The organism is Rhodococcus wratislaviensis (assembly GCF_041228765.1).
GTDB classification, from domain to species: Bacteria; Actinomycetota; Actinomycetes; order Mycobacteriales; family Mycobacteriaceae; genus Rhodococcus_F; species Rhodococcus_F wratislaviensis.
The window spans coordinates 5,841,415-5,861,935 of sequence record NZ_CP150488.1 but is presented as its reverse complement, the minus strand read 5'-3'; the positions used below and the strand labels follow the sequence as shown (position 1 = coordinate 5,861,935).

Annotated in this window: 21 protein-coding genes; 14 read left to right on the top strand and 7 right to left on the bottom strand. The window is 66.7% G+C overall.

The window, feature by feature from the left end:
* Positions 1-35 precede the first annotated feature (35 nt).
* Positions 36-305, top strand: coding sequence for a 30S ribosomal protein S15 (gene rpsO, locus WKC72_RS27100; protein ID WP_005240682.1), 270 nt, complete (start codon positions 36-38; stop codon positions 303-305).
* 312 nt (positions 306-617) lie between these two features.
* The gene (locus WKC72_RS27095; protein WP_037232621.1) at positions 618-2,891 is read left to right on the top strand and encodes a polyribonucleotide nucleotidyltransferase; all 2,274 of its coding nucleotides are present in this window, start codon (positions 618-620) and stop codon (positions 2,889-2,891) included.
* Between the two features lie 85 nt (positions 2,892-2,976).
* Here WKC72_RS27095 and WKC72_RS27090 read toward each other — a convergent pair whose 3' ends face one another.
* From WKC72_RS27090 to WKC72_RS27080, 3 genes are read right to left on the bottom strand one after another with little or no spacing between them, the layout of a single operon-like run.
* Positions 2,977-3,420 (bottom strand): protein-tyrosine phosphatase family protein, encoded by a 444-nt coding sequence (locus tag WKC72_RS27090; RefSeq protein ID WP_128642137.1) that lies wholly within the window; start codon positions 3,418-3,420, stop codon positions 2,977-2,979.
* 10 nt (positions 3,421-3,430) lie between these two features.
* Entirely contained in the window at positions 3,431-4,192 is a 762-nt protein-coding gene (locus WKC72_RS27085) for a 2-phosphosulfolactate phosphatase (protein WP_370180390.1), read from the bottom strand.
* Entirely contained in the window at positions 4,189-5,103 is a 915-nt protein-coding gene (locus WKC72_RS27080; RefSeq protein ID WP_112299230.1) for a LysR family transcriptional regulator, read from the bottom strand. The genes WKC72_RS27085 and WKC72_RS27080 overlap by 4 nt, the downstream gene beginning before the upstream one ends.
* An 11-nt stretch (positions 5,104-5,114) precedes the next feature.
* Between WKC72_RS27080 and WKC72_RS27075 the strand changes: the two genes are divergently transcribed.
* Together WKC72_RS27075 and WKC72_RS27070 are read left to right on the top strand one after the other, a co-directional pair.
* On the top strand, positions 5,115-6,416 hold the full coding sequence (locus WKC72_RS27075) for an MFS transporter (protein ID WP_370180389.1): 1,302 nt from the start codon (positions 5,115-5,117) through the stop codon (positions 6,414-6,416).
* A 91-nt stretch (positions 6,417-6,507) separates the two neighbouring features.
* A complete protein-coding gene (locus tag WKC72_RS27070) occupies positions 6,508-6,654 on the top strand; it encodes a hypothetical protein (RefSeq protein ID WP_174233777.1) in 147 nt (48 codons plus the stop codon).
* A 30-nt stretch (positions 6,655-6,684) separates the two neighbouring features.
* Here WKC72_RS27070 and WKC72_RS27065 read toward each other — a convergent pair whose 3' ends face one another.
* Complete coding sequence (locus WKC72_RS27065) at positions 6,685-7,299, bottom strand: trans-aconitate 2-methyltransferase (protein ID WP_370180388.1); 615 nt, start codon at positions 7,297-7,299, stop codon at positions 6,685-6,687.
* A gap of 223 nt (positions 7,300-7,522) precedes the next feature.
* On the opposite strand from WKC72_RS27065, the gene WKC72_RS27060 reads away from it, so the two are divergent.
* Positions 7,523-7,978: an SRPBCC family protein gene (locus WKC72_RS27060; protein WP_370184544.1), complete on the top strand. Its 456-nt coding sequence runs from the start codon at positions 7,523-7,525 to the stop codon at positions 7,976-7,978.
* 105 nt (positions 7,979-8,083) lie between these two features.
* Positions 8,084-8,707 carry a maleylpyruvate isomerase family mycothiol-dependent enzyme gene (locus WKC72_RS27055; RefSeq protein ID WP_370180387.1) on the top strand — a complete coding sequence of 208 codons (624 nt, stop codon included), beginning with the start codon at positions 8,084-8,086 and terminating at the stop codon, positions 8,705-8,707.
* Between the two features lie 40 nt (positions 8,708-8,747).
* On the opposite strand, the gene WKC72_RS27050 is transcribed toward WKC72_RS27055, so the two are convergent.
* On the bottom strand, positions 8,748-10,103 hold the full coding sequence (locus WKC72_RS27050; RefSeq protein WP_037232603.1) for an MCE family protein: 1,356 nt from the start codon (positions 10,101-10,103) through the stop codon (positions 8,748-8,750).
* Positions 10,104-10,427: 324 nt separating this feature from the next.
* On the opposite strand from WKC72_RS27050, the gene WKC72_RS27045 reads away from it, so the two are divergent.
* Both WKC72_RS27045 and WKC72_RS27040 read left to right on the top strand, forming a co-directional pair.
* A complete protein-coding gene (locus tag WKC72_RS27045) occupies positions 10,428-12,641 on the top strand; it encodes a serine/threonine-protein kinase (RefSeq protein ID WP_037232600.1) in 2,214 nt (737 codons plus the stop codon).
* A 297-nt stretch (positions 12,642-12,938) separates the two neighbouring features.
* Positions 12,939-13,145, top strand: coding sequence for a hypothetical protein (locus WKC72_RS27040; protein ID WP_025432377.1), 207 nt, complete (start codon positions 12,939-12,941; stop codon positions 13,143-13,145).
* Here WKC72_RS27040 and WKC72_RS27035 read toward each other — a convergent pair.
* A complete protein-coding gene (locus WKC72_RS27035) occupies positions 13,111-13,836 on the bottom strand; it encodes a class I SAM-dependent methyltransferase (protein WP_037232686.1) in 726 nt (241 codons plus the stop codon). The genes WKC72_RS27040 and WKC72_RS27035 overlap by 35 nt on opposite strands.
* A gap of 811 nt (positions 13,837-14,647) precedes the next feature.
* On the opposite strand from WKC72_RS27035, the gene WKC72_RS27030 reads away from it, so the two are divergent.
* From WKC72_RS27030 to WKC72_RS27020, 3 genes are all read left to right on the top strand, one after another.
* Entirely contained in the window at positions 14,648-15,307 is a 660-nt protein-coding gene (locus WKC72_RS27030) for a TetR/AcrR family transcriptional regulator (RefSeq protein WP_370180386.1), read from the top strand.
* A gap of 28 nt (positions 15,308-15,335) precedes the next feature.
* On the top strand, positions 15,336-16,529 hold the full coding sequence (locus tag WKC72_RS27025) for a hemerythrin domain-containing protein (RefSeq protein ID WP_112299222.1): 1,194 nt from the start codon (positions 15,336-15,338) through the stop codon (positions 16,527-16,529).
* A 990-nt stretch (positions 16,530-17,519) separates the two neighbouring features.
* The gene (locus WKC72_RS27020) at positions 17,520-17,816 is read left to right on the top strand and encodes an MTH1187 family thiamine-binding protein (protein WP_370180385.1); all 297 of its coding nucleotides are present in this window, start codon (positions 17,520-17,522) and stop codon (positions 17,814-17,816) included.
* Positions 17,817-17,823: 7 nt separating this feature from the next.
* Here WKC72_RS27020 and WKC72_RS27015 read toward each other — a convergent pair whose 3' ends face one another.
* On the bottom strand, positions 17,824-18,777 hold the full coding sequence (locus tag WKC72_RS27015; RefSeq protein WP_370180384.1) for a helix-turn-helix transcriptional regulator: 954 nt from the start codon (positions 18,775-18,777) through the stop codon (positions 17,824-17,826).
* Between the two features lie 89 nt (positions 18,778-18,866).
* On the opposite strand from WKC72_RS27015, the gene WKC72_RS27010 reads away from it, so the two are divergent.
* From WKC72_RS27010 to WKC72_RS27000, 3 genes are read left to right on the top strand one after another with little or no spacing between them, the layout of a single operon-like run.
* The gene (locus WKC72_RS27010; RefSeq protein ID WP_037232583.1) at positions 18,867-19,283 is read left to right on the top strand and encodes a VOC family protein; all 417 of its coding nucleotides are present in this window, start codon (positions 18,867-18,869) and stop codon (positions 19,281-19,283) included.
* Positions 19,283-19,888 carry a YdeI family protein gene (locus WKC72_RS27005; RefSeq protein WP_370184541.1) on the top strand — a complete coding sequence of 202 codons (606 nt, stop codon included), beginning with the start codon at positions 19,283-19,285 and terminating at the stop codon, positions 19,886-19,888. The genes WKC72_RS27010 and WKC72_RS27005 overlap by 1 nt, the downstream gene beginning before the upstream one ends.
* A 51-nt stretch (positions 19,889-19,939) precedes the next feature.
* Complete coding sequence (locus tag WKC72_RS27000; RefSeq protein ID WP_112299217.1) at positions 19,940-20,497, top strand: DinB family protein; 558 nt, start codon at positions 19,940-19,942, stop codon at positions 20,495-20,497.
* The last annotated feature ends 24 nt before the right edge of the window (positions 20,498-20,521 follow it).

Genomic DNA, 20,521 nt, shown 5'->3' with positions numbered 1-20,521 from the left:
CCTTGCACGCGAACGTCATCACCAGGAGTGAACCAGTGGCATTGACCACCGAAGAGAAGAAGCAGGTTCTGAGCGAGTACGGCCTGCACGAGACCGACACCGGTTCGCCGGAGGCGCAGGTGGCCATGCTCACCAAGCGCATCGTCGATCTCACCGAACACCTCAAGATGCACAAGCACGACCACCACTCCCGCCGCGGCCTCCTGCTGCTGGTCGGACGCCGTCGTCGTCTGCTCAAGTACGTCCAGAAGGTCGACATCGAGCGTTACCGCTCGCTGATCGAGCGTCTCGGCCTGCGTCGCTGAGTTTCGTACACAGCGGTCATTTCGATCGCAAATCACTCCGGTAGCCGGCGGGGCCTTGCTTAGACTGGGCCTCGCTGGCTATCGGCGTTAGCTGCCGAGGGCAGCACTACCGTATGCACCCGAGAATGTGGTGTCGGTCTTCGGTAGTGGTCTTCCGGACACGGTCCGGGGGACTTCGATCGACGGCCGCCTCCGCACAGTGACATCCCGAGAACTCGAGAGGGGGATGTTCCTCAGGTGCGCAGTTCTCGCCAGGAGGGTGAGAACGCCCCCGCGGGTACGGCGAAGACGAGAGGGAAGTGAAAAGAAGAGATGACAGAGAATTCCGCAGTAGAGGTCGATGAGGGCGTGTTCGAATCCACCGCCGTGATCGACAACGGGTCCTTCGGAACCCGCACCATTCGTTTCGAGACCGGTCGCCTCGCACAGCAGGCCGCCGGCGCCGTCGTCGCCTACCTGGACGACGAGACGATGCTGCTGTCCGCGACGAGCGCCAGCAAGCACCCCAAGGAGCACTTCGACTTCTTCCCCCTGACGGTGGACGTCGAGGAGCGCATGTACGCAGCGGGCCGTATCCCCGGCTCGTTCTTCCGTCGTGAGGGCCGTCCCTCCACGGACGCGATCCTGACCTGCCGCCTGATCGACCGCCCGCTGCGCCCGTCGTTCGTCGACGGTCTGCGCAACGAGATCCAGGTCGTCGTCACGGTGATGAGCCTGAATCCGCAGGACCTGTACGACGTGGTCGCGATCAACGCCGCGTCCGCCTCCACCCAGATCGCCGGACTGCCGTTCTCCGGACCCGTCGGCGGTGTGCGTGTCGCGCTCATCACCTCGGACGAGAACAAGGCCGGCCAGTGGGTTGCATTCCCCACCGTCGAGCAGCTCGAGAACGCCGTCTTCGACATGGTCGTCGCCGGCCGCATCGTCTCCGGCAGCGGTGACGACGCCGACGTCGCGATCATGATGGTCGAGGCCGAGGCCACCGACAACGTGATCTCCCTGATCGACGGTGGCGCGCAGGCTCCCACCGAGTCGATCGTGGCCGAGGGCCTCGAAGCAGCCAAGCCGTTCATCGCCCGCCTCTGCACCGCGCAGCAGCAGCTCGCGGCCAAGGCCTCCAAGCCCACCGGTGACTTCCCCGTCTTCCCGGCGTACCAGGACGACGTGTTCGCAGCCGTCGAGGCCGCCGCAGCGGAGAAGCTCAGCGCAGCACTGACCATCGCGGGCAAGCAGGAGCGCGACGACAAGACCGACGAGGTCAAGGTCGAGGTCCTCGAGCAGGTCGCCCCGAACTTCGAGGGTCGCGAGAAGGAACTGGGCGCGGCGTTCCGCTCGCTGACGAAGAAGCTGGTCCGTCAGCGCATCCTGCGCGACCAGTTCCGCATCGACGGCCGTGGCATCACGGACATCCGTTCGCTGTCGGCCGAGGTCGCCATCGTTCCGCGTGCACACGGTTCCGCGCTCTTCGAGCGCGGCGAGACCCAGATCCTGGGTGTCACCACCCTCGACATGGTCAAGATGGCGCAGCAGGTCGATTCGCTCGGACCCGAGACGACCAAGCGGTACATGCACCACTACAACTTCCCGCCGTACTCCACCGGTGAGACGGGACGCGTCGGTTCGCCGAAGCGCCGCGAGATCGGTCACGGCGCGCTGGCGGAGCGGGCACTCATGCCCGTGCTGCCGAGTGTCGAGGAGTTCCCGTACGCCATCCGTCAGGTCTCGGAGGCACTCAGCTCCAACGGTTCCACCTCGATGGGCTCCGTGTGCGCGTCGACGCTCGCACTGCTCAACGCCGGTGTGCCGCTGAAGGCTCCGGTCGCCGGTATCGCCATGGGCCTCGTCTCCGACCAGGTCGACGGTGAGACCCGTTACGTCGCGCTCACCGACATCCTCGGTGCCGAGGACGCGTTCGGCGACATGGACTTCAAGGTCGCGGGCACGAAGGACTTCGTCACGGCCCTGCAGCTCGACACGAAGCTCGACGGCATCCCGTCCAAGGTCCTCGCCGGCGCGCTGTCGCAGGCCAAGGATGCGCGTGCGACGATCCTCGAGGTCATGGCCGAGGCCATCGATACCCCCGACGAGATGAGCCCGTTCGCCCCGCGCGTCACGGCCATCAAGGTCCCCGTCGACAAGATCGGTGAGGTCATCGGCCCCAAGGGCAAGATGATCAACTCCATCACCGAGCAGACCGGCGCCAACATCTCCATCGAAGATGACGGCACCGTGTTCGTCGGTGCGACGGACGGCCCGTCCGCGCAGGCCGCGATCGACATGATCAACGCCATCGCCAACCCGCAGCTGCCGAAGGTCGGCGAGCGCTTCCTGGGCACGGTCGTCAAGACCACCGCCTTCGGCGCGTTCGTGTCGCTCCTCCCCGGCCGCGACGGATTGGTGCACATCTCGAAGCTGGGCAGTGGCAAGCGCATTGCCAAGGTCGAGGACGTCGTGAGCGTCGGCTCGAAGTTGCGTGTCGAGATCGCCGACATCGACAACCGCGGCAAGATCTCGCTGATCCCCGTCGAAGAAGACGGCGCTGCGGCTCCGGCCGAGCAGAGCGAAGAGGCGGCTGCCGAGAAGTAGCCTTCTCCCGGTCATCACACCGGCGGCTCCGCACGAATTCTCGTGCGGGGCCGCCGGTGTCTTCGGGTCCGGTGTCGGTGGAGGGTCAGGAGGTCGGTGCCGCGGTGAACCGCCCGACATACCGCCGCTGCCACGGCGTCTCGACCGCGTGATGGTGGTAGTGCTGCCGGACGTACGCGACGGCGTCCCGCGCCGGGACCCCGTCGAGCACGGCGATGCAGGCGAGGGCTGTGCCCGTCCGGCCGCGACCGCCCCCGCACGCCACCTCCACCCGCTCCGTCGCGGCACGGCGCCACACCTCACCCAGCGCATCGAGTGTGTCGTCACGATCTCGCGGCAACGCGAAATCGGGCCAGCGGACCCATCGTGAATCCCACTGCACCGGCGGCGGCGTTCGCCCCAGCAGGTAGACGGCGAAATCGGGGAGGGGACCGTCGGGAAGTGGTCGTCTCAGCCCGCGGCCGCGGACCAGGCGCCCGGACGGCAGGCGCAGGACTCCTTGAGCGTCGGCGTCCCAGGTATCGAACATGGCGCTCACTCTATTGCGAAGCCGTACGGAAGGCCCGATCTTCGAGGACCGGGACGGCGGTGCTCCGGTCCACCTCCGCGGCGATTGCGACGTCCTCCGGATATCCCGAGGCACGCAACTCCCGTCCCGACGCGCACGCCTCCAGGGACTGCGGGAGGGAGTGCGCGACCCCACGCCAGGCGGTCATGGCCGACAGGGCTTCCGGCGAAGCGTCTGCGCCCCAACCGTTCGCCGCCAGAGCGGACAGCACGGCGCCCGCGCCCCACAGATCCTCGACCGCCGGCCGTAGTTCGCCGCCCGGCCACTTTTCCCCGGCGGCGATCACCGACACCACCGACGTCGATGTGCAGTGCCGGGCGATCCAGCCGGCGACCGCGGTCGCATTCCGTAAGGACGCTCCGACGCACACGCCGGTTCCTGCGCCGAGTTCGAAGCTGATGGTCGAACCGTTCGGCGAGGGAAGTACCAATCTGCGCGGCGCCGCGGTCTGCCGAATCGTATTCGGCGACAAGCTGATCTGCCCGTTCGCCGCCTGGCTGCGGCCGACGGCGAGGACGGCATCCGAATCCCGGGCGTAGCGTTCTGCGGACTCGTCGTTCCACCGGTAGGGCAGGACGTCGATGCCGGCGTCGACCGCAACGGTGAGGGTGGTGGTGAACGACAGGACGTCCACCACGACCGCGACGTCGGCAGCGGCGCCGATGGCTTTCGCTCCCGGCAGACCCCAGTCGAAGCGGAGGCCGTAATCGAGCTGGAGATGTTCGCGATTCACGTCGTCTCCCTGCTTTCCGACGACGTGAGGGTCCTGAGGGCAGCGATAACCGTGGTGACCGCGGCCCCCGGGGGACCGGACAGGCGCGCGGCACCGATGTCGCGGAACGCTCGGGGGTCGTCGAGGCGAATCTGCGCGCACCCGGGCGGGGGAGTGTCGGTGGCCGGCACGATGCCCACGCCCAAGCCCGATGCGACCAGGCCGTGCACGGTGTGCAGGTCCTCTCCTTCGAACGCGATCGTGGGAAGGGCGCCGGCTCGCGCGAACAGGTCGTCGAGGGATCCCCGGAGCCCGTAGCCCGGCTTGAGGGTGACGATCGGCTCGGAGGCAAGGTCACGGATCGTCGTCGAGATCGAGGCGGCTCGCGGGTGCTCGGAGGGCACCAGGACGACGAGCGGCTGTTCGAACAGCGGCGTGACCGTCAGGCCCTCCGGCGGTGGGGTGAGACGAGAGACGAGCGCGATATCGGCCTCACGGTTGAGGAGGGTGTCGAGGCATGTGCGGCGCGCGCCCTGGCTGAGAACGAACCGGATCGTCGGATCCGTCGCGCGGACGGTGCGAATCAACTCGGGCACGAGGTGCTCGCCGAGCGACATCTGAAAGGCGACGCGAACGGTGGCCCGCGCCAGTCGGTCTTCGGACTGCACGGCGTCGAGGCCGTCCACCACGGCCCCGAGTGCGCGTTGCGCGTAGGGCACCAGTGTCCGGCCGGCATCCGTCAGTCGCACGCCGCGGCCGTCGGGTTCCAGGAGCGGGGTGCCGAGTTGCTTCTCGAGTCGGCGGACTATCCGGCTGACCGTGGGTTGGGGCATCCCGAGCATCGCAGCAGCGACAGTCACATGTTCGACTTCGCCGAGGGCGACGAGGACGGGAAGATGCGGCAACAGCGCCTTGACGGACTCGCTATTCATGACTCAACTGTATGAGTCGGTGGACGCTTCTGCATTGGATTCATCAGTTCGCCGGTTCTAACGTCGACGTCATGTCCGCCACACACCTCACGGAGAAGGACGCCCGCGCCTCGGCTGCCCTGCAGAACACGCCGCCGACGGGAAATCCGGACCGCCGACTCTCGGCGGCCCTGTGGTGTGCCGGCGTGGCGACCTTTGCCTTGATGTACGCGCCGCAGGGGCTCCTCACACAGATCGGGAACGACGCGTCCGTGAGCCCGGCGCAGGCGTCTCTCCTGGTCTCGGCGGCCACGCTGGGGCTGGCGTTGTCGGTTCTGCCGTGGGCCCGGTTCTCGGATCGAGTGGGGCGCCCCACCGCGATGCGGTACGCGGCGGCAACCGCGGGACTGCTCGCCGTGGCCGTCCCCTGGCTCCCGACGTTCGACGCCCTGGTCGCGGGACGATTCGTCCAGGGCGTGGCGCTCGGTGGACTACCGGCGCTGGCGATGACCCTGCTCCATGAGGTCGCGGCGCCGGCGCGGACCGCAGCATTGGCCGGTTCCTACGTTGCGGCAACATCTTTGGGTGGTTTGAGCGGTCGCCTTCTGGTCGTCCCGGTCGCCGACCACCTCGGGTGGCGTCCGGCACTGGCGATCCTCGGGGGTGGCCTGGCGATCCTGATGACCATCCTGATCGCGCTGCTACCCGCCGGACGGGCCCGGCGATCGCCCGTCCCGTCCACCGGGATCCTGGCCATCCACCTACGGGATACCCGTCTGCTGGCATTGTTCGGCATCGGTGCGCTTCTCGTCGGTGGCATGGTGGCCGTGTTCAACTACCTCCCCTTCCGCCTCGAGGCCGCTCCCTACCACCTCGCGCCGACGGTGGTGTCGCTCATCTTTCTCGCGTACCTGGCCGGAACCGCGGGCTCTCGCGCCGCCGCCTGGTTGGTCGGCCGGTTCGGTCAGCGAACCGTGCTCGTGCTGGCCTGCACCTGCATGGCCGGCGGGACGATGCTGAGCGTCGCCGGACCGCTGGTCCTGATTCTCCTCGGCGTGGCCGCGATCACCGCCGGACTCTTCGTCGGCCACGCCGTCGCATCCGGTATGGTCGGCGCCCACGCGAAAACCGGTCGCGCGCAGGCGACTGCGCTGTACAACGTCTCCTATTACGCTGGATCCAGCCTGTTCGGGTGGGTCGGAGGAATCGCCTGGGCGAGCGGACAATGGCTCTCCGTGGCCGTCCTCGTCCTCGTGCTCACGGCGCTGGCCCTCCTCCTCGCGCTGCTCCCGTCGACCACCGCCCGTCGCGTCGTCGCCACCGAATCCTGCTGAAGCGGGAGTGGGAACTCTCCGGCAGGCCGGAGCCCGAGCCGGCATGGGGGCCTGCTGTAATGGGAACAGGACGAAAAAGGGGGACGGTCGGATGACTGAGGTGTTCATGCTCGGTGCGGTGTTGGCCGGCGGTGTGGGCGTAATGGGGTTGGCGGTCGCACTGTTCGGGGGAGTGGAGCCGCATTGCCTGTGCGCGTTCGACGGCGACACCGAAGCGTGCGACACTCCGCAGCCTTGACCGGCGAGTCGGTCGGGTTTCGACCTGCGCTTACGGGATCGAGCCGGAGCGGTGCGGATTCGGAGGAATGGCCCGGTTGCGGCGGCGGGCAACGTGCAGGACCGCACCGAAGTGCCGCTGGATGCGGTGTTCGGGCCGCTCGGCAACTCGACGACGAATCTCGCTGTACAGCCGTTCCCGTTGCCATGTCGCCATGGCGATGAGACCGGAGAAGGTGTCGAGAAGGTCGAGGTAGCCGTCCACGCGAATGAGACTGGCCGCCTTGAAGTATCGCGTTGCGGGGTCGATCCAGTGCCAGGATGTTGCCGCGCACACGAGGTCGTAGGTCACGCCTGGTGCCGGCTCCCAGTGCTCGAAATCGGCGCAGACCACCTCGGCGTTGGGGAACGGCGCCACATTCGCACGCGCGATCTCTGCCAATTCATGCCCGAGTTCGACCGACGTGATGGTGAAGCCCCGCCGCGCAAGTTCGACGGTGGCCGTGCCCGAGCCTCCTCCGATCTCCAGTAGCGAGTCACCTGGGCGCAGTCCGCTCGGGAGGACGAGTTCGTCGTAGCGCGCCGACGGACAGCGGGGCCGAGCGGCGTGGTACTTCTCGGCGGTCAACTCGAAGGTGATCCGAAGCGTACGGCGATCCGATGTCATGGTTCGGCCATCTCTGCTCCTCGGCCGATCGATCCAGCACCGGTTTCGCCGGCGTTTCGTCGGCTTGTCTACACCGCTACCAGCGCTTTGATGCGCTAACCATCAGTGACAGCGACCCCGCGTAGAGGGAAAATCAAACAGACCGGTCTCCTGTCTTCTGGCCCTACATCGCCTGAGGAGCGTGACGAGGCAGGTCGACTCCGATCCAGCCATCACCAGAAGGATGATCACCATGCCGGTTGTCGAGCAGTCCGTCGTCATCGCCCGTCCTGCGTCGGAAGTGTGGAGTTTTGTCACCGTCGCGGAGAACTGGCCGTCGTGGGAGGCGTCCACCGTTGAATGCGAGCAGCTCACCGACGGGGAACTCGGGGTGGGCACCCGGTGGCGCGGGGTAACCCGCATTCTGGGTAGGCGCCTCGACTGGGTGACCGAATTCGTCGAGTACGAGCCGTTGAAGGTGGCCACGTCCAAGTCGGTGGAGAGCAAGGTCGGCTTCACCGCGACGACGAGGCTCGAAGAAATCGACGGCGGCACCCTGTTCACCTATCGGGTCGAAAGCGAAAGTGGCCTCGGAGGAATCTTCGGCAAGCTGGCTGACCCGATAGTCGCGAAGGCGTACTCACGCACGGTGCAGGCAAGCCTGGACAACCTCGCAGACCTGCTCACCATCGACAGCTGACCATGTGGGTCGGCTCTCATTCGGTCGTTCCCCGAGCAGCGATGAGATTCCGTGTCTCGACGAGTCTTACCGTGCATACGATGTGGCCGACCGAAGGAGCGAGCTGTGGAAGATGTCTGGTCGATGGTGCACGCGGAGCGTGCGGCGCTGATCGACGACCTCGGGAGTCTCGACGCCGCGCGGTGGGACGAGCCGTCGCTCTGCGGCGAGTGGACCGTGCACGACGTGGTCGCCCACCTGGTCGACACGGCTCGGACGACGCGTCTCGGTTTCGTGGTCGCCCTCGCCCGGGCCCGTTTCGACTTCGACCGCCAGAACGCACGCGGTGTGGAGCGCGAGCGCGGCGCCTCACCACAGGAGACGTTGGAGCGGCTTCGTCAGGTGGCGTCGCGCACCTCGACGCCTCCGGCGCCCCTCGACAGCCGGCTCGTCGAAGAGATCGTTCACGGGGAGGACATCCGTCGGCCCTTGGGACTCACCCGCTCCTACCCGGCGGAAGCCGTCGACAGGTCGCTGCGCCTCCAGACACGCACCCCGGCGTCCTTCGGTGGCGCCAAAGAAATCGTGGCCCGTGTCCGGCTGACGGCAGCGGACGCCGACATATCGATCGGCGACGGTCCCGAGGTGAGCGGCACCGCCCTTTCGCTCCTCCTGGCCGTCTCCGGTCGGAGGGTGGCACTGGACGACCTCGACGGACCGGGAGTCGCCGCGCTGGCTGCCACAGTCTGACGATCTTGCCTACGGGGGGCTGGTGGCCCTCTGAACGTATTCAGTTGAAGGTCACCTCGGTTCCCCTCATGGTCGGGGCGCCGACGAGTGTCGTCCAGCTCGGCACGTCCTCCGGTGCCATGCCCCCGGCCTCGCCGTAGACGACGTCCAACGTGTCCTGCTCCATCTTCGAACCCGCGTAACTTGCGGGCGTGACCTCGGCTCCGTACCCCGGGACCTGATCGGGGACCCCGGCGGGCGCCGGGAGGTATTCGATGGTCGAGGGGCCGGGATTTCGTGAGGGCACCTGGTAGGAGCCGTCGTTGAACGATCCGCCCGGGTATTGCGGAAAGTTCCCGCCGGGTGCGGTGACGTCGTCGTAGCAAGCCGGTCCGCGGTTGTCGAGCAGGCGCGGCTCGTCCTGGTTGGGCAGATAGCGACCCTTCGGGTTGACGAACTGAACAGAACCGCGACCGCCTGGATAGGGATCGTCGAGGGCGAGCAGTTCTCGGGCTATCGGTTCGGCCTTCACGAAGTCCGCCAGAGTGCAACCGAAGCTCGGCGAGTAGCGGCCGAGGAGCTGCAGCGCCTCACGCGAATCGGCGGCGATACTGACGATCGATTCGGCGTTGGTCTGCAGGAGGTCCGCGGTGGACGAACTCGTTCCGGTGAGCGTCACGAGCAGTCGCGCGATCTCACCTCGCTTCTCGACGACCGTGTTCCCGGTGGCGCGCAGGTTGTCGAGGGCGTCGACGAGGTCGGGCCCCGCCTCGGAATACGTCTGCGAGAAATCCGCGAGTCCGCGCAGATCCTCCCGGATGGCAGGAAGTTCGGTGTTCAGCCCGCCGAAGATCTCCTCGAGACGGTCGAGTGTCAGGCCGAGTTCGGCGCCGCGGCCGCTCAGTCCCTGGGACAACGCGCCGAGCGTGTTCGCCAGGTCCTGCGGCGGAATCGCCTGCAGCAGCGGCAGCAGACCGTCCAGAACCTCGCCGACCTCGACGGCGTTGCCGCTCTTGTCCTGACGCAGCGTGTCGCCGGCCTGGATCGGCGGAGCGGTGTCGCCCTCCGGAACGATCAGCGACACATAGCGCTCACCGAACAGCGTCTTGGGCAGCAGCCGCGCCGTCGCGTTGGACGGAATCAGCTCCGCCTTGTCCGGCTGGATCGCGAGGGCCAGGGTGACCTCGTCCTCCTCGGAGGACGCGGAGCGCACCTCGCCGACGATGAGGCCCCGGACCTTCACGTCGGCATCGGGCGGCAGGGCATGTCCGGCGGTGTCCGTGACGAGGTCGACCTCGACGACCTTGGTGAAGGTCTTGTCGAACATGCCGACGGAGAGTGCCAAAAACAGCGCGAGGACGAGGAAGAACACCAGCCCCAGCACCCGTCGACCCACGACAGATGTCGTGTTGCTCATCCGACCACCCTCACGATCGCCGTCGGTGGTTGCCGTTGAAATCCGTGTCAGCGGCGCCGACCTCCCGATCTATCGTGCCTCGCGCAGGGTGGGTCTCGTGCTGCATCGGCGCAGGTACCGGCAAATACTCGACGGTAGGCTTCGGCTTTGGCGGTCCCGACCGCCATGGCCGATCCGCGCTTATGCCGCCCCTGCGTTCGTATCCGAGCGTTACCCTTGAGCGGGGAGAGTCGGCGGAAGGACACAATGTGGGTCGACAACGACACAAGGCCGCACCGCGCGTAGTCGGCGTGTGATCGCCCGGGGCTGCACTCCGAGCTACCGATGTACGAGCCGGCCGATCTGGTCGAATCAGCCGAACGAACCCGCACAGCGCTTGCCACCGTCGTGGCACGATTTTCAGAGGCTTGGGGGTCCGGGTCCCCGCCTGACCTGTCCGCGTTCCTACCCCGCGAACCGGCGGAGCGGCGTTCGATTCTGATCGAACTGATCAAGATCGACCTCGAATACCGCTGGGTTCGCCACTGCTTCCCCAAACGACTGACCGAATACCGTGCGGAGTTCGCAGAGTTGCAGGAGGGTCCGCTTCCTGCCGACCTGGTCTACGAGGAATTCCACGCCCTGCGCCGAAGTGCGCACGGAGTCGATACGGCAACCATGGCCGCTGAGGCGGCCACCACTGCGGGTGGCCCCGACCTCGACGATCTGACGAGTGACTACTGCAGCACGATGATTGCCCGTCCATTGGCGCAAGTTGTTCTCGGCAACATCGATGTCGGCGACCGTGTCGACGATTTCGACCTTTTGATGAGGATCGGGTCCGGCGCCTTCGCCCAGGTGTATCTGGCTCGGCAACAATCGATGCAACGACTGGTCGCGGTCAAGATTTCCCACAACCACGGCATCGAGCCGCAGACCCTCGCCCAACTGGACCACGAATACATCGTGCGGATCTTCGACCAGCGACTGATCGCCGACGGCGAGCTGAAGCTGCTCTACATGCAGTATCTACCGGGGGGAACGCTGCTCGACGTGGTGCACTTACTGCGCTCGACGCCGCCGGAACACCGTAGTGGTCAACTACTGCTCGATGCCGTCGACGGCGTCCTTGCCGCCAAGGGTGAGGTTCGGCCCACCGAGTCCGCTGTTCGAACACGTGCCGCCTCACTGACGTGGCCGGAGACTGTCGCCTGGCTGGGCCGCCGACTCGCGGACGCGCTTCAGCACGCATCCGAGCGGGGGGTTCTGCATCGAGACATCAAACCCGCGAACGTGCTGCTGAGCGCCGAGGGAATTCCGAAGTTGGCCGACTTCAACGTCAGCGCCAGCAATCGCATCAAGGGCACGAGCCCGCTGGCGTACTTCGGCGGGTCGCTGGCGTACATGTCGCCCGAACAGCTCGAAGCCTGCCATCCGGGCTCGCCGGCGACCGCCGCCGATCTCGACACGCGGAGCGACATCTTCGCGCTCGCTGTGATGCTGTGGGAGTTGCTCACGGGACGCCGTCCCTTCGCGGACGAAACGTCCGCCGGCGAGTCGGAGACGTCGCTGGCCCGCATGCTCGAACTTCGGCGAAGTCCCGTCGACGCGAAATTCTTGTCGGAGCTTCCGCCGGATTGCCCCATGGCGTTGCGCCGTGTGCTCCTGAAGTGTCTGTCGCCGGACCGCGAAGATCGCTACCCGTCCGGTTCGGAATTGGCTCAGCAGCTCGACCTGTGCCTCGAGGAGAGGTCCCGCGACCTGGTCTATCCACCTCCGAACAGTTGGCGGGCGCGACTGTCACGATCGCCGACCCCCATCCTGTGGTCGTCCTCGCTGGTCGGCATCGGCCTGGCCACCATCTATCTGGCCGTGCACCTCCAGGAACTGCTCAACGAGCGCCTGTCCGATGCCACCTACTCGAAGCTCTACACGAGCACGATCGTTTTCAACCTCTGTGCCTGGCCGCTGGCGGTCCTCATCTACGCCTACATGTCGCGCGATCTGCTCGCGGTTCCCCGCGGCTTACGCAAGGGCAGACGCTACGACGAGGCCGTCCTCGCGCGGGTGCGGTCGCGAACACTGGTCTGGGGCGATATGTGTGCTCTGAACACGTTCGTGTTCGCCGTCTGCGCGTCCGTGGCCGGGGTGATGTTCCTTCGCTGGTTCACCGACCTTCCGGCCCGGCTGATGGTCCATGCGGCGACGACTGTTCTTGTCGCGGGCACCATCTCCGTTGCGTACACGTTCTTTCTGTCGACGTTCTACGTCGTTCGCTGTGTCTATCCCATCTATCTGCGTCACAGCGTCACGACTGCGCACGACACCGTCGTACTTCGTGGGCTGCGCCGAAGAACGACGATCTACCTGGCGGTGACGGCATCCGTGCCGCTCGTCGGGGTGCTGGCCGGATTCAGCACCCTCGAGCCTGCGGAGCTTCCCCTCGTGCGCGATTCGGTCCTTGGCTTGTGCGCGGCCTCCGGGCTCGCGTTCGTCGCCGTGTACTGGTTGTACCGGAAGCTCGATGCCGACGTGCGCGCGCTGGAGCGGGTGGTGTAGCGCACGCAAGAAGCCGCCGGCACCTGACGGTGTCAGCGGCTTCGTTTCCTTCGCAGGCACGCTACGCAATGTAGGTCTGACCCGGTCGGGGGTGACGGTGCCCGCCAGTGCGCCTCTCGGCAAGTGGTCGCTCGAAGCGACAATTTTCAATGTGGTACCCGGGGCATTGGGTCGAACACCGTCGAGTGTGTCAACGATGCGCGGTGCAGCCGTATTCCCTCCCTTGACGGGCGGCTTTCAGAGGTGCGCTTCGGCCCGTCGGCGCGCAGACTGGAACCAGGAGGTCAGGAGGTCGTCATGCGATTACTACGGGGCCTGCTCGACGTGGTGCTGGGTATCCTCACGGCCATCCTCGGCACGGTGCTGGGCATTGTCGCGGCGGTGGTATGGCTCGTCGGTGGGGTGCTCTGCGTGACGGTCATCCTGCTTCCTCTGGGCCTGCCCGTGGTGAGACTCGCCCGCCGTCTCTTCACCCTCGCCAGGAAGCTGATGCATCTTCCCTGACGCGCAGGGTGAAGAAGATGAACGGTGCCTCACGGCTGAGCCGCTCGAAATGTTCGGGGGAGCGATCGCGCACCCCCGCACCCGGTCGTGGCTCCGAAATGCGTTCGACGGTGAATCCTGCTGCGGTGAATGCGTCGAACATGGCGTGCAACGGCCTGTGCCAGAACTTCATGGGGAAAGTCTCGCCGGACTTCACCCATTCCTCGGTGAACTCGTACGTTCCGAGATAGTCGCCCTGCCCGGCAAGCCTGAAGTCCACGAACGGGTGGTGGGTCGAGATGACGACGTACCCGCCTGGCACGAGTACCCGGCGAAACTCGGTCAGCGGTCTCGACCAGTCGTGGACGTAGTGCATCACCAACGAGGCGACGACGGCATCGAAGGCCGATGACCGAATGGGCAACTGCTGGTTGAGATCCGCCCGGATCAGCGGCACGTCGGGACCCAGGCGCCTTCGGGCGATCGCGAGCAGACCGGTGCTGAGATCGATGCCGGTGACGGCAGCACCAGCGGCGGCGAGTGCCTGCGACAGCGCACCGCTGCCGCAGCCCGCGTCAAGTACTTTCCGGCCTGCGACATCGCCGACCAGCGCCAATGTTGCGGGTCGCTCGTACAACGCGTTGTACACGTTGTCCTCGATGTCGGCGTCGTACGCCGACGCGTATGTGTCGTAGTCGTTGAAGGTTGCCACGACCTGATCATGTCCGATCGGAGCTGCTGTCGGACACCAACCGTCGCGGTATCCCGGTGAGGGCGAGCGGGCCAGGCGTGGCGGTTGTCGCTCGGGCTGCACCCGAATCGGGTCCGGAACGCGCGGCTGAAGTGCGCGGGTCGGAGAATCCCGAGGAGAAGGAGTTCTCGGAATTCGAGTTGTTCGCCGGCGAAGGCCCGGTACAGACTGCTGGGGGAGAGGTGGAGCGCGGGTACGAGGTGGGAGACGTTGCCCATGTCGGTGGATCCCTGCCGGGTGGGGGTGGCGTCGTCGATGGTGCGTCCGAGGGCTGTGGCGGCGTCGCGGTAGAGCCCGCACAGTGCGAGATCTTGGCGCAGATCGGCGTAATCGTGTGTCCGGCAAATGCAGACCGCACTTGTGGTGCGCACCTAAAGTCGGCAGGCGTGCTGATGTGAATACGGGGGTTCTGGTCCGGAACTGTCGCGGACGACCGTCGCCTGTGCGTCCGGTCGGCTTACCGGGACGGCGCCGGACTGTCGTGGACGCCGCGAGGGGACTATGAACTGCGGGGTTCGAGCTGTTCGGGCTTGCGGTGCGTGTCGCTGCGCAGGTCGCGTTACTGGCCGCGATCGCGGTCCACGTCGGGCTCGTGTTGACCTACACGGTTGTGCAGCGTCATCGGCACCTGGCGCGCATGGTGTGAGGGACCCCGAAACTTGCGGTGTGCTGGAAGGGATTCTCTCTCAACGTGTTCGGGTTGGCAGGGGCCTTCCCGTAAATCCCTTGAACAGTGTTGTATTGAAAACTCGTGCGTTCTAGAATGGGGGGTATGGCGACGGTCGAGTACGACTCGGCGGAGCCGGGCGGATCTGGGACCCGCCCGTACCGCTCTCCGCTGCGTCGGTTGCAGGCAGCTCAGACGCGTGCGGTCGTACTGGAGGCCGCCACCCGGTTGTTCGCCGAGCACGGGTGGGTCGGCACCGGCATGAGGGATGTCGCGCGGGCCTCGGCGGTTTCCGTCGAAACCGTCTACACGACGTTCGGATCCAAGGCCCGCCTGTTGACGGCGGCGCTGGAGGTCGCCATCGTCGGCGATGATGCCCAGGTGCCGTTGGCCGACCGGCCCGTCTACACGGCGATCGGTACGGGGAGCACGACCGGCGACCGCATCGAGATGGGTGCGCGCATGATCGCCAGGATCAACGAGCGCATCTACCGCCTGGCCGTCGCTATCCGCCAGGGTGCGACAGCGGATGCCACGCTCGCAGCGGCGGCCGCCGACCTGGAGGGGCAGCGCAGGCGCTCGGTCGCCGACGTCGCACAGCTGATCACGGGCCATCACGCCGACCCTGGCCAGGTCGACGAACTGTGGGTCCAGACCGGCGACCAGGTCTACGCCCTGCTCGTGGACGAATGCGGTTGGAGTCGCGTCCGCTACGAGTCATGGCTGATCGACCGCATCGAAGAGATCCTCGACCGCCCGGTGTGACATTCGGGCACATTGTCTGGAGTAGGTCATGACAACCGACACTCGGCCGCCCGCCGACACTCGAATCATGCGCATCGTCCACAGCGCGCTGCGCCGCGATATTGTGCGCGCCGCGCAGGTGCTGCGCACGGCACCGCCGCCCGCGCAGACCCAGCGGGTCGCCCTCGCCGACCATCTCGTGTGGATGATGCATTTCCTGCACCTGCACCACAGCGGCGAGGACAGTGGGCTGTGGCCGCTGGTCCGTGAGTTGAACCCGGCCGCCGGAGCACTGCTCGACGCGATGGACGCCGACCATGCGCGAATCGGCCCCGAGATAGAGCGGGTCACCGCCGCGGCAACCGAATACCGTGCCTATCCGGCTTCCCGAGAAGACCTTTCGCATTCCCTCACCGCTCTCGAACAAGTTCTGCTGCCGCATCTGCAGCGCGAAGAGGACGAGATGATGCCGGTGGTCGCCCGCACCCTGACCCGTCGTCAGTGGGACGACGTGGAGCAGCAGGTGTTCATCGCCTCGAAGACCAAGCGGGAGCTGGGGATCGAAGCTCACTGGATTGTCGACGGTGTCGACCGGGAAGACTACGACGTCACCGTTCGCAAAGTCGGTCCCGCCACCCGGTTCATGCTGATCCATACGTTCAAACGACCATACCGGCGGGCGTGCGCCGCCCGGTGGGGCGCAGACCTCGACGTCAGCCCGCGGCTCCACCAGCGACCCCGCACCGAGGGCTCGGCAGAACTGTGGATCGACGTCCCGGCCGGGCAGCTGTACGACGTGGTTGCCGATGTCACCCGCATCAGCGAACGCAGCCCCGAGTGCCGCGGCTGCGCGTGGCTACCGGGACGGTCGCCGGGGACCGTGGGCGCCCGATTCCGGGGGCACAACCGCGCACATCACATGCGCTGGTCGCGGGTGTGCGAGGTGACCGCCGCGGATCCCGGCAGGAAGTTCGAATTCCGGACGGTGTCGGATCGGCGCAACCCGCTGTACCACGACTCGACCACCTGGTCGTACATCTTCAGAGCGGACGGCGACGGGACCCGGGTGACGCACTCGTATCGGATCGACGTTCTGCCGTACCGCCCGCTGCTCGCGCTCTACTCGCGCCTGCAGCCGCAGCACCGGGATATGCGGCCGCAGATGCGGCAGAATCTGGAGGCGCTGCGGCGGCAGGCGCACGCCGGCACGTCGACAGGGTCGCCCCTGCCCCGAACGGCCTAGTGTTCTGTCACGTACAGGGTCGCGCCTCCGGCCACAGCATCATCGGTCCGGCTGTGGTCGATCGGTCCGCTCGGCGTGCCGAGGCATTGTCCGCTGCTGGTCGCGGGGCCGCGTGCCGGCGTGGCCGGCAGACTCGTGACGAAACATTCGGACATCCAGGACTGAATGAAGTTGCCGCTGTGCCGAATATGAAGCTGACCGATTCGAGTTGGCGGAGTCGCCGGTAGCGAAGTCTCCGGAGGCCGGCGAATCTACTCGCTGTGATCTGCAGGTGGGGCGTCAGGGTTGCGGTGAGTCAGGCTGTGGTCGGCCAGTGTCGGGCGTATGTCGGCAGGTGCGGATTCTTTCGCTTCGCCACAGGCGGAGACGCGCGCTTCGCTGGAGACTTGTTGCTCCCAGTACGCATCCGATCGTGCCCGTGATGCCCACGGAAATCCCATGCGAAGTCCTCTCTGTGCGTGTAGGGGAGGAGATTGCTCTTCCCGTAACGCAGATCGCGCGGGTGGCGGCTTGTCTCGCCACTGCCGAGCCTATGGGCGTCTTTCCTTTGTACGCCTCACCAGTGAGGTCTGTCGTGCCGAGCGGGCCGGGTCGGTGACCTTGCAACTCGGCCACCCGGCGAATCGGAGGCGTTCGCGCTCATGTTCATTGCCTTATCCGGAAATGCGGGGTAGACCTGAGGTACGGATCCACGGCAGACCTAGGTTGGACCGGAAGAGAAGATTCCACCTCTCGGCCGTGGCGCCCAGCACGAGTTGTAGGCACCCACGCACAAGCACGGCCCACTAACTGGGCTCAGCGCGGTGGGCTTGCGTCAGGCGGGGGGATGTCTGACGCCGAGGCCACATTTCACCCCGCGCAACCATGCAGCTTGGTAACCAGACGTTCGTGCTCGCGGACGGCGCCCCCTGACAAGGGGTGCCGTCCGACGTGTGTCTGTGGGTCGAGGTGATTCGATGGTGGTCATCGATCCCCGGAGAAGGAGAGCACATGCTGGTGGCATTCAGCGTCAGCCCGATGGGCGGGGACTCCGACAGTGTCGGTGCCGCGGTCGCGTCGGCCGTGCGGGTGGTCCGCGAATCCGGGCTGTCCAATGAGACCACGTCGATGTTCACCACCGTCGAGGGTGAGTGGGACGAGGTGATGGCCGTCGTGAAGCGTGCGACGGATGTTCTGCTGGAACAGTTTCCGCGGGTCAGTATGGTACTCAAAGCGGATATCCGGCCGGGTCGCAGCGATCAGCTGCGAGCGAAGGTCGAGACGGTGGAGCGCTACCTGACCGACTGAGGTTCGGTCATTCCTGTTCGCCGGCATACTTGTGGGCGAGTTCTGTGCCGATCCGGGCGAGCTCGGCTCGGACCGATCGCGGTTCGAGCACCTCGACCGTCGACCCCCAGCCGGCGAGGTTCCGGGCGATGTCCAACGGGGTCGGTGCGGCGAGTCGCACCCGGGCGCGACCGTCGTCGTCCTCACCGTCCGGGTGGCAGTGACGCCCGAAGTGATCGCGCAGGATCGGCACGAACCTGGCGTCGATGAGTACCGTCGCCCAGGTCGTCGAGCGCCGCTGTTCCACCTCGCCGACCACTTCTTCCCATGCCGCGGTGAGTGTGAAGTCGTCGGGGCGCGCCGCGGTCTGCTCCGTCGATTCGGCGTGGACGATCCGGTCGACTCGGAAGGTCCGCTGCCCCCGTTCGGTCCCGGCCAGGAGATACCAGATGTCGTCCTTGTCGACGAGACCCCACGGGTCGACCAGTCGCTCGGATCGTTGCCGGGAACTGTTCGTGTAGGTCAGGCGAACCTTCCGCCGCCGGATCACGGCGGCCTGCAGCACGTCGACCATCTCGGGCCTGCGGCGGTCGCGCTCGCCCCACCGGGTGGGATCGATCATGGTGGCGCTGGCGGCGGCCTCGGCATCGGCCCGGAAGGTCTGCGGCAGCGCCCGGACGAGTTTCCGCAGCGCCGCCTTCGCCTCGCCCGAGACGGCGGCTGCCGGGCCGACCAGCAGGAACAGGGCCTGCGCCTCGGTCGCGGACAACCCGCTCAGGTCGGTGCGAGCGCCGCCCATGAGCGACCACCCTCCGCCGCGCCCGGACTGCGGGTATACCGGGATCCCCGCAGCGGACAGCGCCTCCAGGTCGCGGCGAGCGGTCGCGACGGATACTTCCAGTTCGTCCGCCACCTCGGCGGCGGTCACCCGACCCCGGGACTGCATCAGCAAGAGGGTGGCGACGAGTCGGTCAGCGCGCATGTTCTCAGTTTCCCCCGGAAAGTGCTCAATTGGTGAGCACTTTGAACCGGAGGATGGGTGATGTAAACGGCCGAGGAAGGGAACCACCCATGTTGCGAGGACTCACCACCGTCAACTTCTACGCCGACGACCTCACCGCCGCCCAGGCCTGGTACACCGAACTGCTCGGAGTGGAGCCGTACTTCGTGCGCTCGGTGGAGGGTGCCCCCGCCTACATCGAGTTCCGGATCGGCGACTACCAGCACGAACTCGGCATCATCGACCGCCGATTCGCGACGCCCGACAGGTCACACGGAGCCGAGAACACGATGACCTACTGGCACGTCGACGATCTGGAGGCGAGCGTCGCGCAGTTGCTGGCCCTCGGTGCCACCCTGCACGGGAAGCCGGTCGAACACGGGCCGGGATTCGTCACCGCGTCCGTGACCGACCCGTTCGGAAACATCCTCGGCGTGATGTTCAACCAGCACTACCTGGACACTCTGGCTGCAAAGGCAGGCGCGTGATGGACACCCACGACGTGAACACCGTCGTCGCCTGCACGACCGAGCAGTGGCGTGCCTGGCTTTCGGAGAACTGCCGGTCCGAGAAGGAGGTCTGGCTGATCATCCACCACAAGGACAGCGAAACGCCGAGCGTGCGATACCACGAGGCGATCGAGCAGGCGTTGTGCTTCGGGTGGATCGACGGCCTGCACCGCAGACGAGACGCCGACAGTTCTCAACTGCGTTTCACGCCGCGCACCCCGCGCAGTACCTGGAGCCGGGTGAACCGGCAGCGTGCGGCGGACATGATCGAGCAGGGGCTGATGACCGAGCACGGTTTCGCCGCCATCGAACTGGCCAAGGCCAAAGGGACCTGGGAGAACACGGCCAACGGGGACGGCACGGTCGCCCCCGGCGATCTGCGGGCAGCGTTCGGGCGACACGACGCTGCACGCGCGAACTTCGACAAGTTTCCGCCGTCTTCGACACGGTTGATTCTCGAGTGGATAGCGTCAGCCAGGAAGCCCGACACGAGGCAGCGGCGGATCGAGCGGACGGTCAGGCTGGCGGCAATGAACCTCCGGGCCAATCACCCGGGGGTCCGAGACCCGGACGGTGTGCGGTAGGCGTCTCGGGACCGGTGTCCGATCGGCGACAAGGGAGAGGGGAGTCACCACATGGACTGGCCGCACGAACTTGCCGATCAGCTCGGCTGGCACTGGGAGCATCAGTTGCGTCCCCGGCTGGAGGGGTTGACCGACGAAGAGTATTTCTGGGAACCCGCGCCGGACGGCTGGAGTGTGCGCCCGCGCGGGGAGTCGCAGGCGCCGGTCCAGGCCGGAAGTGGCGCGTTCACCATCGACTTCGCCTTTCCCGCACCGGACCCGCCGCCGGTCACCACCATCGCGTGGCGGCTCGGGCATGTCGTCGTCGGCGTCTTCGGTATGCGGATTGCCAGCCACTTCGGCGGGCCGCCCGTCGACTATCAGACGTTCGAGTACGCCGGCACCGCTGCGGAGGCGCTCGCGCAACTCGACGAGAAGTATGCCGCCTGGTCCGCAGGCGTCCGGAGCCTCGGAGCCGAGGGGTTCGCCCGGCCGTGCGGCCCCAGCGAGGGACCGTTCGCGGATTATCCGATGGCGGCACTGGTGTTGCACATCAACCGGGAAGTCATCCATCACGGCGCCGAGGTGGCGCTTCTCCGCGATCTCTACCTGCGCCGGCCGATAATCTGACCGGAATCCTGGCCGGCTCCACGG